15 protein-coding genes and 1 tRNA gene are annotated in these 24,527 nt (G+C 65.6%); 5 read left to right on the top strand and 11 right to left on the bottom strand.

The window, feature by feature from the left end; translation table 11 throughout:
• Positions 1-77 precede the first annotated feature (77 nt).
• A tRNA-Gly gene (locus HUU99_RS13835) sits at positions 78-151 on the top strand.
• A gap of 64 nt (positions 152-215) precedes the next feature.
• Here HUU99_RS13835 and HUU99_RS13830 read toward each other — a convergent pair.
• The 4 genes from HUU99_RS13830 to HUU99_RS13815 are packed head-to-tail and all read right to left on the bottom strand — an operon-like array spanning position 216 to position 10,414.
• A complete protein-coding gene (locus HUU99_RS13830) occupies positions 216-752 on the bottom strand; it encodes a hypothetical protein (protein WP_174287162.1) in 537 nt (178 codons plus the stop codon).
• A gap of 43 nt (positions 753-795) precedes the next feature.
• The gene (locus HUU99_RS13825) at positions 796-1,599 is read right to left on the bottom strand and encodes a DUF6065 family protein (RefSeq protein ID WP_174287161.1); all 804 of its coding nucleotides are present in this window, start codon (positions 1,597-1,599) and stop codon (positions 796-798) included.
• A gap of 14 nt (positions 1,600-1,613) precedes the next feature.
• Entirely contained in the window at positions 1,614-8,513 is a 6,900-nt protein-coding gene (locus tag HUU99_RS13820) for a two-partner secretion domain-containing protein (protein WP_174287160.1), read from the bottom strand.
• 11 nt (positions 8,514-8,524) lie between these two features.
• Positions 8,525-10,414: a ShlB/FhaC/HecB family hemolysin secretion/activation protein gene (locus tag HUU99_RS13815; protein WP_174287159.1), complete on the bottom strand. Its 1,890-nt coding sequence runs from the start codon at positions 10,412-10,414 to the stop codon at positions 8,525-8,527.
• A gap of 395 nt (positions 10,415-10,809) precedes the next feature.
• Here HUU99_RS13815 and HUU99_RS13810 point away from each other — a divergent pair, with 395 nt between their 5' ends.
• Complete coding sequence (locus HUU99_RS13810; protein WP_174287158.1) at positions 10,810-11,928, top strand: helix-turn-helix transcriptional regulator; 1,119 nt, start codon at positions 10,810-10,812, stop codon at positions 11,926-11,928.
• A 148-nt stretch (positions 11,929-12,076) separates the two neighbouring features.
• On the opposite strand, the gene HUU99_RS13805 is transcribed toward HUU99_RS13810, so the two are convergent.
• Genes HUU99_RS13805 through HUU99_RS13785 form a run of 5 tightly spaced genes read right to left on the bottom strand, consistent with a single transcriptional unit; the run spans position 12,077 to position 18,447 of the window.
• The gene (locus HUU99_RS13805) at positions 12,077-12,709 is read right to left on the bottom strand and encodes a peptidylprolyl isomerase (RefSeq protein ID WP_174287157.1); all 633 of its coding nucleotides are present in this window, start codon (positions 12,707-12,709) and stop codon (positions 12,077-12,079) included.
• Complete coding sequence (locus HUU99_RS13800; RefSeq protein ID WP_174287173.1) at positions 12,709-14,199, bottom strand: MDR family MFS transporter; 1,491 nt, start codon at positions 14,197-14,199, stop codon at positions 12,709-12,711. The genes HUU99_RS13805 and HUU99_RS13800 overlap by 1 nt, the downstream gene beginning before the upstream one ends.
• Before the next feature lie 46 nt (positions 14,200-14,245).
• Positions 14,246-15,715 (bottom strand): efflux transporter outer membrane subunit, encoded by a 1,470-nt coding sequence (locus tag HUU99_RS13795; RefSeq protein ID WP_254603224.1) that lies wholly within the window; start codon positions 15,713-15,715, stop codon positions 14,246-14,248.
• 4 nt (positions 15,716-15,719) lie between these two features.
• A complete protein-coding gene (locus HUU99_RS13790; RefSeq protein WP_254603222.1) occupies positions 15,720-17,255 on the bottom strand; it encodes a DHA2 family efflux MFS transporter permease subunit in 1,536 nt (511 codons plus the stop codon).
• A 10-nt stretch (positions 17,256-17,265) separates the two neighbouring features.
• Positions 17,266-18,447 (bottom strand): HlyD family secretion protein, encoded by a 1,182-nt coding sequence (locus HUU99_RS13785; RefSeq protein WP_174287171.1) that lies wholly within the window; start codon positions 18,445-18,447, stop codon positions 17,266-17,268.
• Between the two features lie 410 nt (positions 18,448-18,857).
• Between HUU99_RS13785 and HUU99_RS13780 the strand changes: the two genes are divergently transcribed.
• The gene (locus HUU99_RS13780) at positions 18,858-19,733 is read left to right on the top strand and encodes a cytochrome b/b6 domain-containing protein (protein ID WP_254603218.1); all 876 of its coding nucleotides are present in this window, start codon (positions 18,858-18,860) and stop codon (positions 19,731-19,733) included.
• On the top strand, positions 19,730-20,494 hold the full coding sequence (locus HUU99_RS13775) for a molybdopterin-binding protein (RefSeq protein WP_174287155.1): 765 nt from the start codon (positions 19,730-19,732) through the stop codon (positions 20,492-20,494). The genes HUU99_RS13780 and HUU99_RS13775 overlap by 4 nt, the downstream gene beginning before the upstream one ends.
• A 58-nt stretch (positions 20,495-20,552) precedes the next feature.
• Here the strand turns inward: HUU99_RS13775 and HUU99_RS13770 are convergent, their stop codons facing one another.
• On the bottom strand, positions 20,553-20,864 hold the full coding sequence (locus tag HUU99_RS13770; protein WP_174287154.1) for a hypothetical protein: 312 nt from the start codon (positions 20,862-20,864) through the stop codon (positions 20,553-20,555).
• Between the two features lie 247 nt (positions 20,865-21,111).
• On the opposite strand from HUU99_RS13770, the gene HUU99_RS13765 reads away from it, so the two are divergent.
• Positions 21,112-21,900 (top strand): metallophosphoesterase family protein, encoded by a 789-nt coding sequence (locus HUU99_RS13765; RefSeq protein WP_174287153.1) that lies wholly within the window; start codon positions 21,112-21,114, stop codon positions 21,898-21,900.
• 120 nt (positions 21,901-22,020) lie between these two features.
• Here HUU99_RS13765 and HUU99_RS13760 read toward each other — a convergent pair whose 3' ends face one another.
• Positions 22,021-24,201, bottom strand: a complete 2,181-nt coding sequence (locus tag HUU99_RS13760; protein WP_254603216.1) for a TonB-dependent receptor — start codon at positions 24,199-24,201, stop codon at positions 22,021-22,023.
• Between the last annotated feature and the right edge of the window lie 326 nt (positions 24,202-24,527).

Raw genomic sequence — 24,527 nt, 5'->3', positions numbered from 1 at the left:
CTGGCCAGTCTCACCGCTGATCCGCAATGTCTGTTGACCCGGGCGGGACGCTTGTGGCAGTCGGCCGGTCATCCATTGCGGGTGTAGCTCAATGGCAGAGCAGAAGCTTCCCAAGCTTACGACGAGGGTTCGATTCCCTTCACCCGCTCCACTGACTCGCGATCATGATCCTCGTCGGGACAGCGACGATTTCCAGCGCGGCGGAGGCGCGCTGATCAGCGACGCCCTCTGGTTCGGGACGAGCCGGTGCCATTGCTCGGCAACGGCTGCACCATCGCGCCCACCATCGGTGTGTCGTTGGCGACATAGGCCATGAATCGCGTGTGGATCGGCACAGCGGCGCTTTTGCCGTGGATCAGGAGGCCTAGCGGCGACACGAGCGCGGCCGTCGCGATCGCGGCGGTGCCTCCGCCCGATCCTTGCGAGTCGCGCGAGCCACGCAGCCGCATCCGTCCGTTGCCGTATCTGACGCCCTCGACCTCGATGGTCAGCTTGCCCGATTTGCCGATATGACCGTTCTTCTGGGCGGCGGTGACCTCTCCGTAGGCCGGCGTTCCGGCGGGGACGACGGTGACGCCGTTGACGACGATGTCGTCGATCACCTCCATGCGCACCGGATCGCCGACCTGCGCCGTCTTCGAGGAAACTTCCTCCAGCGTCCGCACCGTCACCGGCGTGTTCTCCGGAATGACCTGCGCCGATGCGGCGGCGGACACCATCGTTGCCGCTAAGGCGAATGCGTACCACTTCATTGTTCTTCCCCCGGTTGTTCTGAAAGTCGTCAGAAGGCGATCGTTACACCGGCGTTGACCCGGTGTTCGGTGTCGTTGGACGAGACGTCTCGCTTGAGACGAACGGACAAGCGCGCATCTTGGATTGATGGTCGTCCGGACCTGGCGAGCCGTCAGGTGCTACCCCGCGATAATAGAGTTTCTGCCATTTGTCGGATGGCGCAGTCGGCTGGGCGTGGCGAATTTGTTCGTGAAAAGCGTCGCGCGAGGCACTCCACTGCTTGAAGGCTGCCGCCAATTCCGGGGCTTCGGCGAAGGTGCGGAAGGCCGGTCGAACCCTGTCAACGGTTCCCCGCTCGATTGGGAAAAAGAAGCAGAACGTCTCATCCTCGTCCCAGCGGACCCAATGGTCCGGACGAGTGAAACGCCAGTTCATCGTGAAGCTGTAAGGCGACCAGTCGGTCTCGATCACGCCCGACAGCGGCGCGATGCCGTCCTTGGCCGCATTGGGTGGTCCCGATACCCAGATGTTCCAACCGGGCGAGGTGCGGATCAGTCCTTCGACATGGAGCGTGAGCGTTCCCTGGCCGAACAGCGACACGGGATGGCGATGCGCCGGTGTGCCGGGATCGACGACGATCTCGACCGCGTCCACGCCCATGCCGCCGTTCCAGCGCGCAGCGAAACCGCACGGGCTGCCGATCTCCCAGCCATGCGCGTTGGCGATCGCGAGCGGCAAACACCGATAGGCGAAGCGCTCCGGCGTCGCTTCCATCCATTCCCGCTGCGGCGCGGCGGGACGAATGCGCGGTGCCCAGCCCTCGTGAAGATAGCAGGTGAGCTCCGGCGAGGATGCGTCGGCGACCATCGAACGGGCCGGTCCTATCGGTGCGGCGACGGGGCAGCGTCGCCCGCCGCCTTCGATGGTTTGCACGCCGCCTGCTCGGGCGGGCACGTCGAGGAGTCGAGGGTGCCGTCCGCTGTGGTGTCGTTGGATGTCGCCGAAGTTGCCGGGTCACGGCTCGAGATCGCGCCGAGCTGCGTCGACACGTCGACGGTTTGGCTCGGCGCGGGCGTCGGCGTCGGCGTCGGCACTGGCGTCGGAACAGGGGTTGGCACCGGCGTCGGTGTCGGGACGGGCGTTGGAACCGGCGTGGGCGTCGGAACCGGCGTGGGCGTCGGAGTGGGGACCGGGGTCGGCGTTGGAACCGGGGTGGGTGTCGGAACGGGCGTTGGAACTGGTGTGGGCGTCGGCACCGGCGTGGGCGTCGGGGTGGGAACCGGCGTAGGAGTGGGAGTAGGAGTTGGAACCGGGGTGGGCGTGGGGACGGGAGTGGGAACCGGCGTAGGCGTTGGCACCGGCGTGGGTGTCGGGGTGGGGACCGGCGTCGGCGTCGGCGTTGGAACCGGGGTGGGTGTCGGCACTGGTGTCGGCGTGGGGGTGGGCGTTGGCACCGGCGTGGGCGTCGGGGTGGCGGTCGCACACAGCGTTCCCGCCTCGCAGCCGTTGAACAGGTACGCAGGGCGCACGCCGTTCGGCACCTGGACGAACTGCGCCGCCGGACCGCCGACGATGCCATTGACCGTGCCGTTCAGCTCGGCGCTACCGGCGGTGCCGTTGATCGTCACGCTGCCGGCATTGATGCTCGCTGCGGCCGCATCGGCGTCGCTTTCGGTGGTGCCCGTCACGTTACCGGTGGCCGGATCGACGACGTACAGCGTCTGATCGGGTCGGACCTCCACCGATGTCGCGTTGATCGTGCCGTTTAGCGTGATCGCCGGTTTGAGCGCGCCGGTCTGTGCGGCATAATCGGGATAGAGCGTCTGATGCTGGACGCGCAGCGAAGGCACGGCGATCATGCTTCCCGCCGCTTGCTGGACCGAGGTTCCCTGAACCAGCAGGCTTTGGCCTGTAAAGGTGGAGACCGCAGGCGCGGACGAGACGCTGGAATCGGCGGTGAAGGTGATCCCAGCGGCGTTCAGCGCGGTGGCAAGCGGCAACACCACGGTGCCGCCGACGTTGATGACGCCCGGCCCGTTGTAGTTGCTGTCCGCCATGATGGCGAGCGGCGGGTGATCGGCAGCATTCGTGGTCAGCGTGTAGGTGTCCGGCGCTTCGGCGACGCCCTGAAATCCCGCGATCGTGTTCAGCGCCGACTGGGTCAGCTGCGTGGTGCCGGTGCCGGTGCCGAGCCCCAGCGAGGCGGCTGTCGACGCATAGGAGCTCGCGGGGGAAGAGGCGCGTGCCTCGAGCGTCAGCGTTCCCGATTGCGCGCCGCCGGCAATCGAGCCGGCCGCGCCCTGCAAGGCGAACGTCGTCGCCGCAAGCGTCAGATCGCCTTTCTGCACCTGGATGGTGGCACCGGCCTGCTGGGTCAGCGTGTTGTTGGTGTCGAACGAGCCGATCGTCACGCCGACCGGCGTGCTGGTCCGGGCCGTGTCGGAATCGACGACCGCGTGGCTCGACAAGTTGACGGTGACCGCCGCTCCGCTCGCTAGCGTGACCGATCCGGGCGAGAAGACGAGAGTATCCGTAGCGTTGTTCAGCGTGACATAGGTCGACGTCAGATAGCTGCCGGCGTAGTTGATCGTGCTCGCCCCGGAGAAGGTAAGGTTGTGCGCCTGGACGTCGAGCTCGGCGATCCGGCCAGAGAAGGTCGCCAAATCGAGCGGCGTCGCGCCCGTCGGCACCGCACCGTTGCCGATGCTGAAGGCGTTGCTGTTGGCGTAGATGCCGACCGAGGCATAGTCGTTCGCGCCGCCGGTGGCGTTGATCGAGCCCGGGCCGCCATTCAGCGCGATCGTTTGCCCGGAAGAGTCGGAGAAGTTCAAATATTCTGAGCCGGTGATCGCGATCGTCGCGCCCGGCGATTGAGCGATTTGCCCCGTAAACGATAAATAATTGGGATCGGTCCGATCGGTGCTGCCGGTCAGCGTCAGCCGCGTGCTGGGCATCAGGCTGATCGTCGCGCCCTCGATCGATTCCATCCCCTTCGCGTTGATCGTGCCTTGCAGCGTAACCGCCTGGCCCTGGATGTCGGTGTTGGCGGGCAGGTCGACCTGGCCGACCAGATCGATATTGGGCGTGGCCCCATACACGAAGCCCGCTACGCCGGACGCGACGGAGCCGCCGATCACCACGCTGGTGTTGGGCCCGAACGTCGCCAGCTCCGCATTGGAAATGCGATACGGGTCGGTAGAATTGCCGAGGCCGATCGCCTGCGCATTCTGCTTAACATCCAGAACGGGGTGGAACTGGACGGAGCTGTTGGTGATCGAACCGGGCGCGCCCAGCAGCGTCGGTGGCGCATAGAGATCGAGGGAGCCGCCGCTGATCGTCGCCCCGTTCGGCTGATACACGCCAGCATAGAGTCCGGCACCCTGACCGAAGGTAACGGCCGCATCAGGCGTCAGGCGGATGATGCCGCTCGGCATCAGGTTGATGTATTGCGGGATGGTAAAACTACCGCCGATGTTGATGTCGGCACCGGTGTTGAAATCGAACAGGCTGTCGGCCTTGAAGACATTGATCGCCTGCTGCGTGATGTCGACCTGGTTCGACAGATAGGGAATCGGTGCGGTGCCGAGATAGATCGACTCGTTGTAGCCGACACCGTCGAGGGCGATCGTCTTGGCGTGGATCGATCCGGCAGCGGCATGGGAAACGAAATTATAGAGGCCGATGATGATCGCGCCGTTGTCGCTGCCGTCGCTGTGCGGATAGGTGCTGGTGATCGTCGAGCCGGCACCTTGCGTGAGGGTGCCGGTGGAGATGAGATTGAAATAGCCAAGTGTGTCGCCGTACTTGCGCTCGGCGGTCTCGAAATAATTGTGCATCGTCACCGCGGCATTCGGCGCGACCGTTATGTTGACCGCCGAGATCGCCTCATTGGTCGGCAGCGTCACCGTGCCGAGCGTCACGTCGCCGGGCGTGACGAGTTGAAAGGCGGGGATGCCCTCGCTCGCGCCGAACGTCGTCGGCAGATCCTGGAGGTCACCTGTGAAGCCGGCGAAGACGTTGAGTGCCGCCTGCGTCAGCTTGATGCCGCCATCCGCATCGCCGAACGCGACCGTTCGGATGGCGGAGCCGTCCGCGGGCGCGGCGACCGTGAGTTGCACACTATCGGCGGTAGTGCCTGCGGGGGGCGCGATCGAGCCGGGCGCGCCTGCCAGGGTGAAGTTGGCGGCGGTGATGAAGAGGTTGGCGTATTGGAACTGCTGGCCCGCGCCGGGGCCGGTGCCGTAGACGTAGACGGACTTGGGTGGCGCGATCACCAGCCGGCCATCGGCATTCTGTACGAACGCGTTGGCGGTGAGCGACAGGTTGAGGGTGGACGCCGGCATCGTCAGCGTGCCGCCCAGCGTCATCGTGCCGCCGCCGCCGGTGATCGACAGCTGGCTCGGCGCGTTCAGCTTGCCGATCACATCCTGCGTGATCGCGAACTGGCCGGTGCCGGTGCCCAGGCCGATGTCGACGGCGTCGAAGGTCTGCAGCGTGATGCTGGCACCGGCGGCACCGATCGAGCCGGCGGCACCGTTCAGCGCCAGCGTGTCGGCCTGCAGGGTGATCCCGCGGCCGGTAAGGGTGACGCCCGTCCCCTGGGTCAGCGTCCGGCTCGCCGCGAAGCTGAATACGCCATAGGGATCGGTCGCTCCGACGGTGCTGCCATTGGCGAAGGTCAGGTTCCGGGCGCGCAGCGACGTGCTTTCGGGCAGCGTGACCGGCCCCGTTACCGTCATGTCGGTGTCGAACAGCCCGATCGTGACGCCGCCGCCGAATCTGCCGGCCTGATTGAGCGCGGTCAGCGACGCCTGGGTGATATCGAGGCCCGGTGCCGAACCGTCGCCGCCGACGGTGTAGGTCGTGCCGTCGGTCAGCGTCTGGATCAGGGCACCGTTGGTATCGGCGATCGAACCGCTCGGGCCGTTAAGCGACAGCTTGTCGACGTTAAGCGTAACGTTGCCGACCGACTGAAGGTCGATCTTGCCGTTCGCGGTCTGTGTAAGGCTGGGCGTGTAGAACACTAGCTGGACAGCGGCGTTGATCGACGAGTCCAGCGTGACCGACGTGCTGCCTTTGATGCCCAGACCGTTTAGGCTGTAGGTGCCCGGATCGGTGCCGACCGGTGCCTCGATCGCCACCGTGTCGCCTCGCAGGGTTGCGTTTGCCGGCAACGTCACCGCACCCGCCACGGTGAGCGCGCCGGTCGAGACGAACTCGACGTCCTCGTTGGAGGTCACGGCGGCGATGCCACCCTTGTTGAAGGTGTTGATCGCATTCTGGTCGATCGACAGCCCGCCGCCGGTCGCACCCAAAGTGACCGCCGCGCCGGGGGTGAGCGGCTGGATCGTCAGCGTGCGCGCGCCGGCGATCGACTGGGACGCGCCCTGCAGCGATAGGTTGTCCGCGGTGAGGGAGATGAGGTTCACTTGGGTGGGAATGATCCCATTGGTGGCGGGGTCGATGTTGGCGTTCGGGCCGACATTGGGGTTGACATTGATCGAGCCGGCGGCGGTCTCGGCGATGGTCTTGCCGGTCAGCAACACGTTGTCGGCGAGCACGATCGGTGCGTTCAGCGTGATCGTTCCGTTCGGCGCCTGCGCGGTCAGTACGGCGACGCCAGCCTTGGGGGTGGACGCGGGATCTACCGTCTCGCCGATCATCGCGTTGATCGCAATGTTGCCGCCGGCCGAGAGCGTCAGCGTGGGTCCCTTCGGGGGCGTCAGGTCCGTCCCGTCCGAGGCGGGATTGCCGGTGTAAGGGATCGGGATGGCGCTCGCCACGGTGATGTCGCCGGCACCGCTTGTTCGCACGGCGACGTTCTCGCCGGCGTTGAGCACGTTGGCGAGGACCGCCAAGGCCGAATTGTCCAGCACCAGCCCGGTGCCTCCCGAGCCGCCCAGCGTCACCGAATTGCCGCTGGTGAGCGGCTGGATGACGAGCGGAAAGACGCCGCTGATCGGGTTGGCGCCCTGGAGCGAGATGCTGTCCGCGCTGATCGTGAGCGGCTGCGCCACGGTGGGACCGAGCGCGTCGAGCGCGATCGAGCCGCCGGTGGTCACCACGAAGCTCTTCGCGGTCGCCGTCATCGGATCGCTCGTCAGGATCGGCGCGTTGACGGAGATCGTGCCGTTCGCCGCCTGCAGGGTCAGGGGCACGAAGCCGCCCTGACCGAGCGCCTGGTTGACGGTGATGTCGTGGCCCGCGTTGATCGTCAGCGCGAAGCCAGTGCCACCGATGGCTTGATTGATCACCACGTCGTGGTCGGCGAGCAGGCTGAGGGTACCGAACCCCGTGGCGTTCGCGGAGGGCTTCACCGCGATCGCCGAGGCGACGGTGATGTCGCCCGCAGCGGTGCCCTGCGCGCCCGCGAACCCGCTCGTCTGGATGGTGACGCTGGTGCCCGTGTCGAGCGCGTTGACGATCTCGGAAGCGCTGACGGTGGCGCTGTTCGCGCCGGCGGTGGGGGTGAAGCCGTTGGGCTTCGTCGTCGTGCCGAAGGTGCCGTTGCTATCGGCGTCGGCGATGGTGATGTCGGTGGGGTCGAGCAGCCAGGTGCCGCCGCTACCGCTGATGACCCGGCCGGTCGTAATCTGCAAGGTGTGCCCGGAGGTCTCGACCTGCCCACCGGCATAACCTCCCGCGCCGAGAGCGCTGATCGTGCCATCGAACGTGATGAGCCCGTTCGACCACAGCGCCACCTGACCCCCTCGGCCGCTCACGGTCGCGTCGGCGGCAATGGTGGCACCGGGCGCAACCGCCAGCGTCGTGGCGTTCAGATCGGGACCAGCGCCATGAAAGTCGCCGCCGACCATCGCGCTGCCGCCGCCCGTCGCGCCGGACACGTCGATCCTGGCGCTGGAGGCGAGCATGACCGTGCCGCCGGTGACCGTCACCGCGCCGCCCACGCCGCTCGCCGCCGATGCGTCGAGTGTGCCGCTGACGCTGGTCGTGCCGCCGCTCCCCGAGCCGAGGGTAATGATCCCGTTCGCCTCGCCGACCGAGCGTGCCTCGATCACGCCCGACATATCGATGACGCCGTGCACCGCTTCGGCCGCCGCGGCCGCGTCGAGCAGCACCCGGCCACCTTCGGCTGCGATCGTGCCGGCATTCGCCACCGATCCGGCGCGTCCGGTCGCGGTGCCGGTGTCGAAGCTCACCAGCCCGTCGCCGGCGAGGTCGAGCGTGAAGGTCTCGTGGCCACCCAGCACGACGCGCCCCAAGCGAGCGGTGATGACGCCGCGGTTGACGACGCCGGGGGCGACGAGCGCAGCAAGGCCCATATCGGCGACCGTGATGCGGCCGCCGTTGACAATCACCGCATCCTTGTCGGCGGTGGCGGCGGTGAAGCCATATCGACCCGCCATGAAGTCAGCGTCGGCGATGTCGGCGGTGGTCGCGACGAGGCCGCCGACATTGACCTCCGCCGTCTTGCTGAAAACGACGCCGTGCGGGTTGATGAGGAAGACATTGCCGTTGGCGGTCAACGCGCCGTCGATCTGTGACACCTGCGGTCCGGTCACGCGGTTGAGCGTCACCGCTTGCGCGTTCGGCTGGTCGAAGCGAACGCTTTCCCCTTGCGCGATGCTGAAGCCGGTCCAGTTGACGATGGCACGCTGGCTCGTCTGCTGCACGACGGTGCTGGTGGTGCCTTGGCCGGACACGGTCGCCTGACCGCCGACCACCGCTGCGCCGATCGGCCCGGCCGATGCCGGCGCCGACGCCAGCGCGAGGGCGGTCAGGGCGGAGCAGGCGAGCAGCCGGCGCTTGATCGAGACCATCTGCGAGATCCTCAATATCTGGCGGTGAGACGGAAGAAGCCGTGCACCGCGCGGCTGCGGCCAGATGCTTCGGTGCGGCCTTGGGAGAAGGGATCGGCGAGTGTGAAGTCCGCCGAGAACCGTTGTGTCAGGTCGAGGCGCAGGCCGACCCCGGCTGACGCGAGATCCTGGCTGTGCACGTCGTGTCCGCCCACGAGTGCGTAATCGACGAATGCATAGACCTGGTAGCGGGGCAGCCAGTGAAGCCGGGTCGAGCCGGTGAACTGCAACTCGGCGCTGGTGCCAAGGCCATTGTCACCACTGATCTGGCCGGGGATGTAGCCACGCCCGAATGTGTCGCCACCGACCCGAAACTGCTCGAGCGACAGCAGCCGGTCGGGTGTAAGCTGAGCGGCGACCGATGACAGCAGGGCGACGTTGCTCCCCTCGCCCTGGTACAGCGTCTGCAAGCGCGAGAGGGTGGCAGTCGCCTTGAAGAACGACGAGGTGCCGCCCGGCCGCGATTGCGGCACGGCATCTCCGTCGTGCGAGGCGTCGAGCACGTCGAGCCCCTTGTGGAGCGTCAGGCCCGCGCTCGTGGAGCCAGTGGCGTCGACCAGCGTCGCCAGAGCACCGAGGCGGACGATCCGCTGGCGGTCGCGGCTCTGGGGTTCGCCGAGGATGTCGACGCGGTCGTTGGTCAATTCGAACGCGCCGTTGACCGTTACGTTGAGCCGGCGCGAGCGGATCAGCGGGTAATCGCCGCCGACGCCGAACAGGGTAGAGCGCGAGAAGATGTCGAGCGGCCGGAGACTGGCCCCCGGCACCGACGGACCATAGGCCGCATAGGCCCGCAGACGAGCGCCCCGGCTGCCGACCCGGCCGGCGAAGGACAGCTCGCCGAAATTCTGCTCCTGGTTGAAGGTCGAGAATCCTAGCGCCTCGACCTGACCGCCGAATCCGCCAACGCCGTTTAGCCGGGCGTCGAGCGCGCCGTTGACCGGCCCAGTGAAAACCGACCCATGATTGTCGATGGTCGCATAGCCATCCACGGACTTGTGCCCGATCGTCACGACGAGCGTTGCCGCGCCCAAGCGACCTGGATCAGGCGTTAGCACGGCTTCGGCCGCGATGCCGGGCAGATCGTTGACGAGCAGCAGCCAACGCTCGATGTCACGCGCCTTGACCGGACGCGGCACCATGACATGGTTCAGGTAACGGCCGATCAGCCCGGCACTCGACCCCGGATCGCCTTGGATCTCTACCGCGCCTACATAGCCTTCGACCACGCGCAGGACGAAGCGTCCGTCGGCGACCTGCTGTTCGGGAACGACCACCCGGACGAGCACATAGCCGTCGCGCCGATATTTGGTCTCGATGCGCCGCGCGGCTTCATACAGTTCGGCGACAGCAACCCGGCGACCGACCAGTCCCGCAAACAGCGGGCGCAGGTCTTCGGGCGAATAGGCCGTCACCCCCTCCAGCTCGATCGATGCTACCGTCACGGCGATCGAGCGTGCTTCGGGCGGCGCTTCTGCCGCTGGTGTCTCCCGGATCACGAACGGCGAGCCAGGCTGCCGGATTGGGGCGGAGGGTCGCGCGAGATCGACGGGAGGTGCCGGCTGAACGGCCCCTGGTGGCGCAGAGGCGATTTGCGCCTGCGCGGTTGCTGCCGATCCAGCGGTTATCAGAACCGCGAGTAAGGTCCGAGTATGAAGTAAGGCCCCGGCAGCCGATGGAGATCGCTTGCCCTCGTGAAAAGCAGCACCGGCAGCAAGAGCAAGTCGCGGCTCTTGAGCGTTTTCGATCTCCGCACCGACAAAGTCTCCGTCCGCTCCTGATCTCAGTTGCGGCCGGCGGACCATACTTATGATGGTATTCTGAACTTTCACCGTTGCGATCCACTCATCGATGAGCGCCAAACCTTGCCGTGTTTCGAAGCCGATACGTTAATCGCTGCGGCCGCTGCCGGCACCGGCGACCAGGTCGCGTCGCCAGAGGTCGCCGTCTGCGCCGGCACCGGGCGGGCGGCACAGCAGGCCGCGATGGCGCGCACCCCGCGCGCTGCCCCTGTATCGGGATGGTCGTGCGCCGCCCCCGCCGGCCATCGCCGCCGCGCCACCGTCATTATGCTCATCCCCGCACTTCACCCTATCGGACGGTATTGCCGCGTTTGCGCCCGGCGCGCATGATCCAAACGGATAAGATACCGGCGGATATTTCATTCAGGTGCCGGCGGAGCGATCGTCCGTTGCGGACCGTCGGGTGTCTCCGCGACGGCTTGCCGATCAAGGACGACCAACGTAGGTTACTGAATATGCTCGCGGAGTGCCCTCGACTGATCGGCGCGATCGATCGCATCTACGACGCGGTGCTGGAGCCGTCCGCCTGGATGGGGATATTGTCCGACATCGTCGATCGGACCGGCGGTACGCAGGCCATCCTGCTCCGCTCCGATATCGTTACGGGGCAAGGCGACGTCTTTCTGTCGCGCTACAACGACGAGAATGCCTGGACCCTCTTCCAGTCCTATTATGCCGCGATCAATCCGCTGCACAACGTCGCCGACCCCACCGGCTACGCCGCGGGCTGGCGGCCGATCATGCTGCGCGACGAAGACTGGATGTCGCGCGAGGACGTGGAAGCGACCGAATATTACAACGATTTCCTTTGTCCCATCGAAGCCAATCATGGCCTCTACGTCCGGCTGGCACTGGAAGGTCGCGTGCTGACCACGATCAGCGTCGGGCGCGGAAAGGCGCACGGCCGGTTCGACGAGGAGGCGATGGCGGCGATCGCGCCGCTGCACGGGCACCTGATCCGCGCTGCGACGCTGAGTCGGCGGTTCGCGCAGGTCCGGCAGTTCGCGAATGGCGCGGTCGCGGCGATGGATGCGGCGAGCGATCCGCTCATGCTGCTCGACGATGCCGGGCGCGTGGTACATGCGAACGACGCGGGCGAGCGCCTGCTCGCGAGCGGCGCGATCGTCCGGGGCACGGCTGGGCGGCTGTCGCTGACCGCACGGCACGGGGCCGGACAGATCGATACGGCGTTGGCGCGAGCGACGGACGCGGAATGCCGGCAGGCGAGCTGCTTTCCGCTCGTGGATATCGATGGCGGCCCGGCAGCCGACGTCAGCGTGCTGCCGATCGCTTCGGATGCGGGGATCGAGGCGGCGGGCGGACCGGCCGTCCTGATCAGGATCAGCCCGCCATCGGCGGACCAGCGGATCGATCGGTTGATCGAGCGCTACGGCCTGACCGCCGCCGAGCGATCGCTCGCGTTGAGCCTCGCGCAGGGGGGCAACCTGCGCGACACGGCGGAGGCGCGCGGGGTCAGCGTCAACACCACGCGCCGCCACCTCGCCAGCATCTTCGACAAGACCGGGGTGCACCGGCAGGCGGACCTGGTCAGGCTGCTGACCCGCGCAGAGTAACCGACGCCGCAGCGTCTCTTGCGGGATTCAGGGCGCAGATCCCTTCACCCGCTCCAGTCTTCGCGGCACTTTAGACGCGTCTCGGCGAAGGCGTGTCCGGCATCGCCGGCGATGATCGACGACGTGGCCTGGCAGCGGCGCGAACCGTTCAGCGACCCGGCAACCCGAGCAGCCACGGCTTCACATGCCCCGTCGGATGCGGGGTCCCGTCCAGCCGCTCGGCCCGCAGGATCGTCACCGGCTTCAGGATGATCTCTCCGCGCATCACGTCCCCGCCGCCGCCGCTGGGCAGTGCGAGGATTCGGCGGACCACGTCCATCCCGGACACGACGTGCCCGAATGCCGCGAACCCGCGGTCGGTCCCGTGCGCGTCGAGCGAAGGCGTATCGCCGACCATGATCGAAAAATTGCCGTTCGCGGAATCGGGATCGGGGCCATGCGCCATCGATACCGTGCCGTTCAGATGGTGCAGCCCGGTCCGGTCGGTCGGCTCCAGCCTGACGGGGGCGAGCTTGCGTCGCGCGTCCATCCCGACGCCGCCTTCGATCAGGCCCAGCGTCGGCCGCGCCTTGCGTCGGGACGCGCGGTAGAAATAGGTGCCCTCGAACCGTCCATCATCGACATACGCAAGGAAATTTGCAGTGGTCAGCGGCGCATGGCGGGCATCGAGTGCCAGGACGATCGCTCCGGCGGAGGTCACGAGCCTGACCCGGATCACGTCCTTCGGTACCGGCGCGACGGCCAGGAGCAACGCGAAGAGAGGGATCAGCCGCACGCGCATCACCGTCCGCTCATCTCCGCGCCCGCATCGCGGTCGAACGCGCGATTGACGACGATCGCGCAGGCGGAAATCGCGGTAACGGTCCAGAACGCCGCGGAAAAATCGGTGAAGCCCGGGGTGGCGCGACCGCCGGCGACCATCGACACGTGAAGCGCGGTGGCACCCGTGCAGATGCCGAGCGACAGCATCAATTGCTGGAAAGTGGAATAGAAACTCGTCGCCGCGCTCATCCTGGTCTTGTCGATCTCGTCATAGGCGATGGTGTTGTACGCCGTGAACTGGAACGACATCAGGAATCCCGACACGACCAGGACGGAGAATACTGCGGTCAGTGGCCATTCGCGACGGAAAACGCCGCATACCGCAAACGCGCTGGTGCCCAGCAGTCCCATGACGCTCAGGCTGTCGCGAAAGCCGTAGCGGTGGAGAATCCTGCGCGCGACCCCCTTCATTCCGAACGATCCGATCGCCGTCGCTACCGTCATCAGCCCGCTCTGCGCGGCGGACAGGCCGAAGGCGAGCTGCATCATGAGCGGCAGCAGAAAGGGTTGCGCGCCCTGAGTGATCCGCGCGAGCGATCCGCCCAGCACGGAAAGGCGAAACGTCGGTACGCGCATCAGCGTCATGTCGAGGATCGGACGCGTGACGGATCGTGCGTGCCGCAGATAGGCGATGCCGAACGCCAGCCCGCCCGCGATCAGCGCGATCGTCAATCGAGCGTCGCCGGTACGGCTCGCCATTTCGAACCCGGCCAGCAATCCGCCGAGCGACAGGCCCGACAAAACGAAACCGGTCGTATCGAACGGATGGGTGGCCGTTTCGCGGATGTCGGCTATGAACCGGCCGACCAACAGGATGCCCGCCGCCCCGATCGGGAGGTTGAGCCAGAAAATCCACCGCCAATCGAGATAGGTGACGATCAACCCGCCGACCGGCGGCCCGAGGATCGGTCCGACCAGCGCGGGCATGATGAGCCAGGACATCGCCGACACCATGTCGCGCTTCGCCACCGATCGCAGCAGCACGAGCCGCCCGACGGGCATCATCATCGCTCCGCCGATCCCCTGCGCGAACCGGGCCGCGACCATCAGCGGCAGGGTGGGGGCGAGACCGCAGGCGAGCGAGCCGAGCATGAACACGCCGATCGCCGCCCGGAACACACGCTTTGCGCCGTACCGGTCGGCGACCGTGCCCGACGCCGGTATGAAGACCGCGAGTGCCAGCAGATACGATGTCAGTGCGACGCTCATCTCCGGCGCACGGACGCCGAAGTCCCGCGCCATCGTCGGCAACGCGGTCGCGAGAACGGTCGCATCCAGATTTTCCATGAACATCGCCGTCGCGATGATGAGCGCGACGGTGCGGTAATTGGCGGTCGCCGCGTCCTGTTCGTCGTGATCGGACGTTTCCGCGACTCGAGCGGCAGCGGGAACGATGCCGTCGCGCACTTCGGCATTCACCGATGCGATCCCACGCCGCCGCGGGCGCAGATACGCGCGCGGGTTCAGCGACAAGGGCAGGTGGAAATGCACGCGCTCAATGGCCCGTCGATACCGTCTCGCTGGTCGGTTGCACGGCGTTACCCGTCCAGCCGCCGGCGGTCGCGACGTACAGCCGCGCGACGTTCAGGAACTGACGCGCCTGTGCATCGACCAGATTCGCCGAAGCGCGCTGATACAGGCGTTCGGCGTCGAGAATTTGCAGGATGCCGGTATTGCCTACCTGGAAGCTGCGCCGCGACAAATCCAGCGATCGCTGGGCGACCTGTACCGACTCGCGCTGGTTCGCGACCGATCGCTGATCGCTGTCGATCGACTGGAGCAGATCGGCGACCTGGCGGAATGCGTCGAGGACGGTCTGCTGATACGTCGCCTCGGCTGCCGTAGCGCGGTCGACCGCCGCGCGGCGTTCCGCCTTGAGCGTCCCGCCATGGAAGATCGGCGCGCTCAGTCCGCCGAAAATGTCGTATCCGCGAAAGGCGGAACTGACGATGTCGCCGATATTGGGCGTGCCCTGCGTTACCGTCGCGCCGAGCGTGATGTCGGGATAGAGTTGTGCGGTCGCGACGCCGACCGCGGCGGTCGCAGCGTGGAACGACGCCTCCGCCTGCAGGATATCGGGTCGTTTGTGGACCAGCGACGACGGCAGCGTGACCGGGATTTGCACGGGCAGCGAAAGCTGTGCGAAATCGAAATCCGCCTGATCGAGATTGGCGGGCGACAGCCCGACGAGGGTCGCCAGCAAGTGACGCGCCTCCGCCAGTTGCTGCGACAGTTGCGGGATTTCGGCGCGATCGGCCTCGAACTGGCTTTGCGCGGTCAGCACCTCGACCAGGGTGCCCTCGCCGCCCTCCTTTCGCCGCTGCGTCAGTTCGACGTTGCGCCGATCATCCGCCAGCAGCGCTTCGGCGGTCGCGATCTGCGCGCGGATCGCGGCGATCGTCAGGACCTGATCGACGACCTGTCCGGCGACGGCCAGATGCGCAGCCTGGGTCTGGCGCAATTGCGTTTCCGCCTGCGCGGCGGCCTGTTCGACCCGGCGACGGGTGCCGCCGAACAGGTCCACATCGTAGGAGATACCGCCGCCGACCGAATACAGGCTGAATTCGGGGTTGGTCCCTGGAAAGCCGTACGCGGACAGGTTGACCGTCTCATGCTCGACCCGCGCGGTCGCATCGATCTGCGGCAGTTGCCGTCCGCGGATCGCCGCGACCTGTTCGCGCGACGCGGCGAGCGTGGCGTTGCTGGCGGCAAGGGTCCGGTTGCGCGCAATCGCCTGGTCCACCAATGCATCGAGCACGGGCGATCCGAAAGCGGTCCACCAGCGAAGCGTCGGGCCTTCGCCGGTCGCTGCGACCGGGCCGCCGGTGGCGTAACGAATCTCGGCCGGTGCCAGATAACCCGTATCGCCGGGCGCTGCCGGGCGCCGGAAGTCGGGGCCGACGGTACAGCCGACGAGCAGAGCGGCGATCGTCATCGCGGCGAAGGGGCGGGGCGGGCGGGTCATGACGTCAGTCCATATGTACGTTGGGGGCCTGTACGCCCTGCTTGGGCGGGCGCATCAACAGGATCAGAGGCGCGATGAACAGCGTGACGACGAACAACGCGTAGAAGGCGTCGATATAGGACACCATCGCGGCCTGTCGCGACACCTCGGCATTCAGCCGCGCGAGCGACCCGATCGCGCCGAAATCGAAATCCGGCATGGCCGCATTGAATGCGCCGCTATCGGGGCGCAGCCCTTCGACCAGCCGCGAATGCACCGTCGCGGCGTTGCGCACCGTCATGAACTGGAGCACCGAGATCCCGATCGCCGAGCCGATATTGCGGATCAGCGTGAACATCGCCGCGCCTTCGTTGCGGAACCGCATGTCGAGCGTGGCGAACGCAACCGTCGCCAGCGGCACGAAGATCAGCCCGGTGCCCAGTCCCTGAACGAACCCTGTCGTCACGATCAGGCTTTCGTCCATGCCGAGCGAAAAGCCGCTCATCTCCCGCGTCGAATACGCCGCCAACGCAATACCGCACCCGAGCAGAATGCGTGGATCGACCTTGCGGATCACGCGCCCCACGATGACGGTCGAGATGATCGTACCCACCCCGCGCGGGGCCGTGACCAGTCCGGTCAGGACCACCGGATAGCCCATCAACTCCTCCAGCATCGGCGGTAACAGCGCGAGGACCGCGAACAACAATACCCCCAGGAAGAAACCGAAGATCGCCGCGGCGACGAAGTTGCGGTCCTTGAACAAGGCCAGGTCGATAAAGGGCTGTTTGGCGGTCAGCGTGTGGACGATGAACAGATAGAAGAACAATAGCGCCCCGACCGTCTCGACCATGATTTCGGTCGAGGAGAACCAGTCGAGCTGCTGCCCGCGGTCAAGCATCAGCTGCAACGATGCGATGGCGAGGCTGAGCATCGCGAAACCGAACAGATCTAGCCTCGTTCGCGCCGCGGACCTCGTTTCGGACAGAAAAAAGTACAGTCCGGCGAATGCCAGCACGCCGATCGGCAGGTTGATGAAGAACACCCACCGCCAGTTGTAATTGTCGGTCAGCCAGCCACCGAGCGCGGGGCCGACGATCGGCCCCAGGATCGCGCCCATCGCCCAGATCGACATGGCGGGTCCATGGTTTTCGGGCGGGTTGATATCGAGCAGGATCGCCTGGCTCATCGGCACCAGCGCCGCGCCGAATACGCCTTGCAACAGCCGGAAACCGACCAGTTCGCCAAGCGACGTCGCGACGCCGCACAGGCCGCTGGCGATGGTGAAGCCGACGATCGAATATAGCATCAGCCGCCGCCGCCCGAACCGGCCGGCGAACCAGCCGGTCAACGGCGTACAGATCGCCGCGGCGACGATATAGGATGTCAGCACCCAGGTGATCTGATCCGCCGATGCCGCGACGCTGCCCTGCATATGCGGCAGCGCGACGTTCGCGATCGTCGAATCGAGCGAGTTCATCACGGTCGCCGCCATCACCGCCGCGGTGATGAAGCGGCGCGTGACCGGATCGGGATATTGCGCTGCCGCCGGCTCGGTCACGGAAAGGCTCTCACTGGCGGACGATCGGTGCGGGTCCGGTGGTCGGGGGGACGTCGTTGCCGAACAAACGGCGTGCATGCCCGGTATCGGTCGTGACTTCGACGCTCAATCCGGCGTGCAACGGGACGTCTGCCGGAATGCGATCGAGCTCGAATTCCACGGGAAGCCGTTGCACGACCTTGACCCAATTGCCGGTGGCATTTTCCGGCGGCAGGATCGAGAAGCTGTTGCCCGTGCCGGGGCTGAAGCTCGCCAGTCTCGCGGTCAGGTTCAGTTCGGGGAAGGCGTCGATCTTGATCGTCGCCGGCTGGCCGATGCGCATGTAGCGCAACTGGTTTTCCTTGAAATTCGCCTCGACCCACAGGTGCGTACCCGCCAGGCTGAAGACGGGCCGTGCGGCCATGACGTAATCGCCGACCTGAAGCTGATCGACCTTTGCGACGATCCCGTCCTGCGCGGCGCGCACGACGGTGTAGCCCAGGTTCAGCTGCGCGCGGTCGAGCGATGCCTGTGCTGCACGTACGCCGGGCTGTTGCGCCAGCGGTGCATCGATATTGCCCGACAATTGCGCCTGGACGCCGGCGTTCTGCTGGTTCGACGTCTGGATCGCCTGGCGCGCGGTCTGCGCGGTGAGCTGCGCCTGGTCATATTGCGCCTGGCTTGAAATACCGTCCGCGACCAATTGCTTCTGCCGCGCGGCCTCGCGTTCGGCGAATACGACGCGGGTGCGTGCGGTCGCGATTTCGGAGGCACCTTGTGCGTAATTCGCGCGGAGCGCGCCGATCTGCGTCTTGGCGGACGCGAGCTGGGCAGCGGCCTCGTCGACCGCCGCCTGATACGGAGCCGGATCGATCCGGAACAGGACCTGCCCTTTGGTCACGTGCTGGTTGTCGTGCACCTCGACCGCGGTCACCCGGCCGGCGACGTTGGGACTGACCGACACCAGGCCGGATTGCAGATACGCATTGTCGGTGGCTTCGTACCGACCGCCGTGCAGGTAGAACAGCAAGGCCCCGACGACCACGATGATCGGCGCTGCAAGCAGCAATGGCAAACGCAATCGCCGGAAGCGCGGAGGTCGTTCCTCGTCGACGACGGCGGTATCCCCGCCGATCCGGGGCGCGGTCTGTTCGGACACGGTGCGCCCCAACAAAGGGGCGTCCGGGTCGCCGGGGGCGATCTCGTCGCCCATCACGTCGTGACCGTCCGCCTTGCGCTCGTGTTCGATACGAGACTCGATATCCGCCACGTTCATTCCCCAGTTAAGACGGCGTTGGACGACACCGGACGCCGGGCGATGCCCTTGATGTACAAACCAATGCGTGGCGATGCGAAAGGATCACGTCGTGATGCCTTTCACCGCATAAACCCTCTTAATAATCGCATGACGATCGAGATATGGTCTTCATGCCTGTTTTTCCTGCCCCATTGCCGACGTTCATCCCGAAAGTGCAGCGTCCGAAAGGGTCGATGTTCGCTCGTTCCTGGTTTCGTCCTTCGAAAATCTTTCCTGCCGGCGCTAGCCTCACGCGCGCGTCGGTGCTCGGCAACGCTGTCGATTGGCCCTATAATGCGAATGCCGAGTGGCGAAGTGGAGATCAAATGGCAACGATGGCTCCGATCGATTCGACCGACGCACGTTTGCCGACCGCGCCAGTCGACGATCATCTCCGGCATTGGGTCTATCGCCACCGGGTGACGACCCGCGTGTGGCACTGGGTTAACGTCGTGACGCTCACCATCATGTTGATGAGCGGCCTGATGATCTTCAACGCGCACCCGCGGCTCTATTGGGGCAGTTACGGCGCGAATTTCGATCATGCCTGGTTGCAGATCGGGCCGACCGCGGCGGGCGGGCATCTCCTGATCGGGCCGGTCGACATCCCGACGGGCGGATTGCTGGGCCGGTGGAAGGACGGGCACGGTAGGCAGCAGACCTGGGCTTTCCCGTATTGGGCGACGATCCCGTCGGACTATAGCCTGGCGGGTGCGCGGCGCTGGCATTTGTCGTTCGCCTGGGTGCTCGTCTTCGCGTCGCTGTTCTACTGGATTGCGGGATTGATAAACCGACACCTCGTTCGGGATGTGGTGCCGACGCTGGCGGAACTGCGCGTCTCGAACATCTGGCACGACGTGAAGGACCACGCCCGGCTGCGCTTTCCGGCTGGCGAGGCGGCGACGAAATACAATATCCTGCAAAAGCTCGCTTATGGCAGCGTGGTTTTCGTCATGCTGCCGTTGATGATCCTGACCGGCATCACGATGGCACCAGCGTTCGATGCCAATTTCGGCTGGCTGCTGCCCGTCTTCGGCGGGCGGCAATCGGCGCGGTCGATCCATTTTCTCTGCGCCTGGGGACTGGTCGGCTTCACGATCGTGCACCTCGCGATGGTGGTGCTGGCGGGGCCGATCCACGAAATGCGATCGATCGTGACGGGCTGGTTCCGCATTCCGCTGACGAAGGGAGAAGGCGCATGAGCCGGATCATCAGCCGCCGTGGCCTTATCGGCTCGCTTGGCGTCGCGGGTGGCGGACTGTTGGTGTCGGGCTGCGACAAGATCGCGGCAACGCCGGCGGCACGGTCGTTCTTCCTCGGCACGGAGACGCTGACGCGGCGCTTCGCGCAAGCGACCGGGACACGCGGGTCGCTCGCGCGCGAATTCAGCGCTTCCGAAATGTCGCCGGTGTTCCGGACGAACGGCACATCCAGCCCGCAAAACCCGGATTATATTACCCTCGCAGCGAATGATTTCCGTGATTACGCGCTGAAGGTCGATGGTCTGGTCCGCCGTCCCGCTTCGCTGACGCTCGATCAGATCGTGAAACTGCCGCATCGAACGCAGATCACGCGACATGATTGCGTCGAGGGGTGGAGTGCGATCGGCCAGTGGACGGGCGTGCCGCTCGGTGGCCTGCTGCGCGATGCCGGGCTGCTTCCCGCGGCGCGCTATGTCGTGTTCCACTGTGCCGATGCGCTCGGAATGGCCGATTATTATGAGAGCATCGATCTGATAGACGCGTTCCACCCGCAGACGATCCTCGCCTGGGCCATGAACGGGCAGCGGCTGACCGTCGGGCACGGCGCGCCCCTGCGGCTGCGGGTGGAGACGCAGCTTGGCTACAAGCAGGCGAAATACGTCATGCGGATCGAGGTGGCGGACAGCCTGGCGGGGTTCGGTCTGGGCAAGGGCGGCTATTGGGAGGATGTCGCCGATTATGCCTGGTATGCGGGGATCTGAAGATCGCGATGCGGATTGACTGCCGCGGCAACGATTGGTGATGCAAGCGGACTGACCGCTAAGCCTCGACGGCGAACAATGTCACGCCGCGATATTTCTCCGCCGACGGATTGAAGATCGGTTCCGGGTCGAACGGCTTGCCCGCAAAGCCAAGTGCTTGAAGGCCGGTCAGCTTGAACGTGCCGATCTTCTTCTCCTTCGGCGGCTGGCCATCGCGCTCGAGCGTCACTGCGTCGAGGAAAAGCTCGTCATGACGCGTATACAAGATATGCGGTGCGAGCTTTACCACCATGCGGTTGTATGTGGCTTCGACGCATTTCTTCAACGCGATCGCTTCGAGCAGCAGCGTGCTTGCGGGGGACGGGGACATCGGCAAGGCTCCAACAACTTGTGCGTTGCAGCATAGCGCTTGCCGCTTCGTCAAGTTCCGAATGCAACCCGCTAGCTTGCTTCGCATGGGTGATTTGTCATAAAATGGATTTGCCTATCGAAGCAGCAGTTCGGCGGCGAGGCGTCGTTTAGATGCCCGGAACATCGAGGGAATAGGGCGTGACTGAGGCTGAACTGTTGGCAGAACGCTGCCCGACGCCCGAACCGCGCATGCTGGCCGATCTGCCTTGATTCGATTGTTCCACGTCAGCGACGTGCATTTCGGCGCGGAGGATCCGGCGGCGATCGCCTGGTTTACCGCGCTGGTGGCGGCGGAACGGCCCGATGCGGTCGTGATGACCGGCGATCTGACGATGCGCGCGACCAAACGCGAATTCCGTTTGGGCGGCGAGTGGCTGACCTCGCTCGGCGTGCCGGTGACGTTGGAGGTCGGCAATCATGACATCCCCTATTACTGGGACCCGTTCCGGCGATTGCTATCGCCCTATCGGCGCTATGCCGCGGTCGAGCGGATGATCGAGCGGCCGCTCGATCTGCCCGGGGTGACGATCGTACCCCTCAAGACGATCGCGCGCGCGCAGTGGCGGTGGGACTGGTCGAAGGGGCGGGTCAGCCGGTCTGCACTCGATGCGACATTGGCGCTTATCGCCGACGTGCCAGCGGGCAATCTGATCTTCGTCGCGGCGCACCACCCGCTGATCGAGGGCGGGACGACCGGCACCGCGCGAACGCACGGCGGCGATACCGCGATGACCGCGCTGGCGAATGCGGGGGCGGCGGCGGTGCTGTCGGGACATGTCCATGATCCGTTCGACGTCGCGGTCGAGCGCGACGGCCGGGTGGTGCGGATGATCGGGGCGGGCACCCTGTCCAAACGCACCCGCAAGACGCCGCCTGCGTTCAACGAGATCCGGATCGAGGGGGGGCGGTTCGAGACACTGGCACGGACGATGTCGGACGCGGCGAAGCGGGTGGTGGGGGACGAGGCGGGGGGTGGCGGAGCGGATGGGTATTGAAAATGCCTAGAGCATTCTCCATTCGATCTCAGCAAGGCCTGTTTTCCTGCGAAAGCAGGAACCCAGGGTAACGGTCGTCAGCGCTTGTGATCCTGGGCTCCTGCTTTCGCGGGAGAACGATCACCCCACATCCTTCGCCCCCGCCCCGAACGCCTTGCTCAACCCGACGAAGAACCCGCGCCGCGGCCCGAATTCGGGCGCGCCGACGCCGATCCCCGACCCGTCGCGTATCTCGTACACATGGTCGCCGACGTTGATGACGTCGAACCGCACCGTCAGGCCGGGCTTCGCGAAGCGGTGGCTCGCGGTCAGGTTGAACTGCGCATAGCCGTCCAGCTTCGCGCCGTTCGGTACCGCCCCATCGGCGCGCAGGCCCGATCCGTAGATCATGCTGCCGCCGATCTTCGTGTCCGCCAGCATGCCATGCTTGATGGCGTACGACGCGCCCGCCGATCCGGTATAGGTCTGGTCGTGATCCAGGTAGATATAGTGGTTGGCGATATACGCCAGATCGTCGGGCGAGAAGCTGAACTGGCTCGATACGATGTCGCTGCCCTTCGCCTTGGCCGCGGCGAAATTCGCGTAGAGCAGCCAGCCGCCGCGCGTATAGCTGGCATTCGCCTCGACTCCGCCGATCCGGCCCTTGGCGTAGTTGAACGGCGTCAAGATGATCGGCGCGCCGAACTGGCCCTCGTCGATCAGGTTCACCGATTGCCGGTAATAGGCGTCGACCCCGTAGGTGAAATAGCGGCTGAGCTTGTACTGGAAACCGACATCGTAATAATTCTGCCGCTCGGCGAACGGCGTCGTATTGACCAGCGAATTGGCCTGCGCGCTGGTCCCCTGAAACTGTGTGATGCTGCTGTTGCCGACCAGTTCGAACGGCGGCGGCACGAAATAGCGGGCATAGCCGGCATGCGCGGTCAGCTTCGTGTCCGGCTGCCACACCAGGTTGGCGCGCGGGCTGAACTGCTTCTCGTCCCGGTACCCGTCGAAGATATCGAAGCGACCGCCGTAGTTCAGCGTCAGTGTGGGGGCGAAAGCCCATTCGTCCTGGAGATATACGCTGTAGCTCATCGCGGTTTTGCGGCCGTTGTCGGGGATGACGACCGGCTGGCCGATCTGGCTGCCGCCATCGTCGAGCAGGAAGACGCTCGTCGACGTCGTGCTTACGCTGCGATCCCGCGTGACGAGGAACCCCCCGCGCAAGGTATGCGCCGCGCCGACATGCAGGACCGCATCGGCCTGCGCACCGACGGTAAAGTCCTGCTTGTACGCATTTTGCGCCTGGCCGTTGAATAGCAATTCGCCAAGCACGTCGGGCCGGTAACGGAGCGACGAATAGCGCGCGAACAGCGATCCCTGGATCGTCAGCGGCTCGGCGTCGTGCAGCAGCGAGACCTGGCCGAATCCGGTCTGTTCGATCTGGCGCTCGTTCAGATTGTCGCTGAGAAAATCGGTGACGCCGTTCACGTTGAAGGTGCCGTCCGGATGCTGGCCCGACGGGTTGGAAATCTGGAACGTCTGATTGGAATAGCCGCCGACGAACGAGACGCGATTGCCTTCGTCGAGGATGTGATCGACGTACAGGAACCCCTGATATTGGTCGGTCTTGTCGTGGATCGGGTTCGATCGGCCATCGACGCCCTCGATCCCCAGCGCATCGTGGCGGAAGTCGCCCGATACGAAATAGTTCGTCGCGCCGGTCGATCCGCCCAGCGAGAAGCTCGGCTCGATCGTGCCGTGGCTGCCGCCATAGATCGAGATGCTGCCGCCATTGTCGAACCCCGACTTGGTCGTGATGTCGATGATCCCTGCGCTGCGCAGGCCATATTGTGCGGGGAGCGCGCCGGTCAGCAGCGCGAACTTCTCGATCAGCCGCGGGCTGAGCGTCTGCCCGAACACCGCCAGCCCGTCGGGCAGGACGGTGCCGTTGATGCGGTATTGCAGCCCGTTGTGATCGTCGCGGACGTGGAACTGGCCGAAGCCGTCCTGCACGACGCCGGGCAATTGCAGGATGATCTGATTGAACTGCTGGTCGTCGCCGCCGGGCAAAGCCTGGATCGTCGCGTTGGTGATCGTGTAGCTGGTCGCACCCAGGCTAGGCTGGATATGCGCGCGCGCGTCGTCGAGGCGGCGCGCGGTCACGACGATATCCTTGCCGGTCGACGGTGCGGTATCGGGCGCGGCGGGCGTCGTCGCATTGCCGGGGGCGGGCGGGGTGGCGGGCACCTCCTGCGCGAACGTGGGGGTCGCCATCAGGGCGAGGACACTGACCATCATCGAACCGGCAAGACGCATGCGATATCCACCATCCATGTAATACTATATCATTGGTGTAGCAGCGGTCGCCGGGCGAATGCAATGCGCCGCAGTGCAGCATGACGCATTTGTAACCACCGGTGCGATGAATGGAGCCTGACGGGCGGTGATGTGTGAGGTGATGCTGTCGTATCAGCAGGATTGGCGCTCGTCCGAGCGCCAGAGTTTACGTCGTTCTCCCGCGTTCGCGGGAGAACGGATAGGATGAAAGCCAGACCACGATCTCTTAAAAAAGGCGATTATGTAGTTTGCAAACACGCAGAGCTTAGCGCAGCTTATTCCCCTTGCGAGTGACTTCGACGCAA

The sequence above is a fragment of the Sphingomonas bacterium genome (genome assembly GCF_903642285.1).
Lineage (GTDB): Bacteria > Pseudomonadota > Alphaproteobacteria > Sphingomonadales > Sphingomonadaceae > Sphingomonas.
The sequence above is the reverse complement of the archived record's forward strand: the minus strand, read 5'-3'. Positions and strand labels throughout refer to the sequence as shown.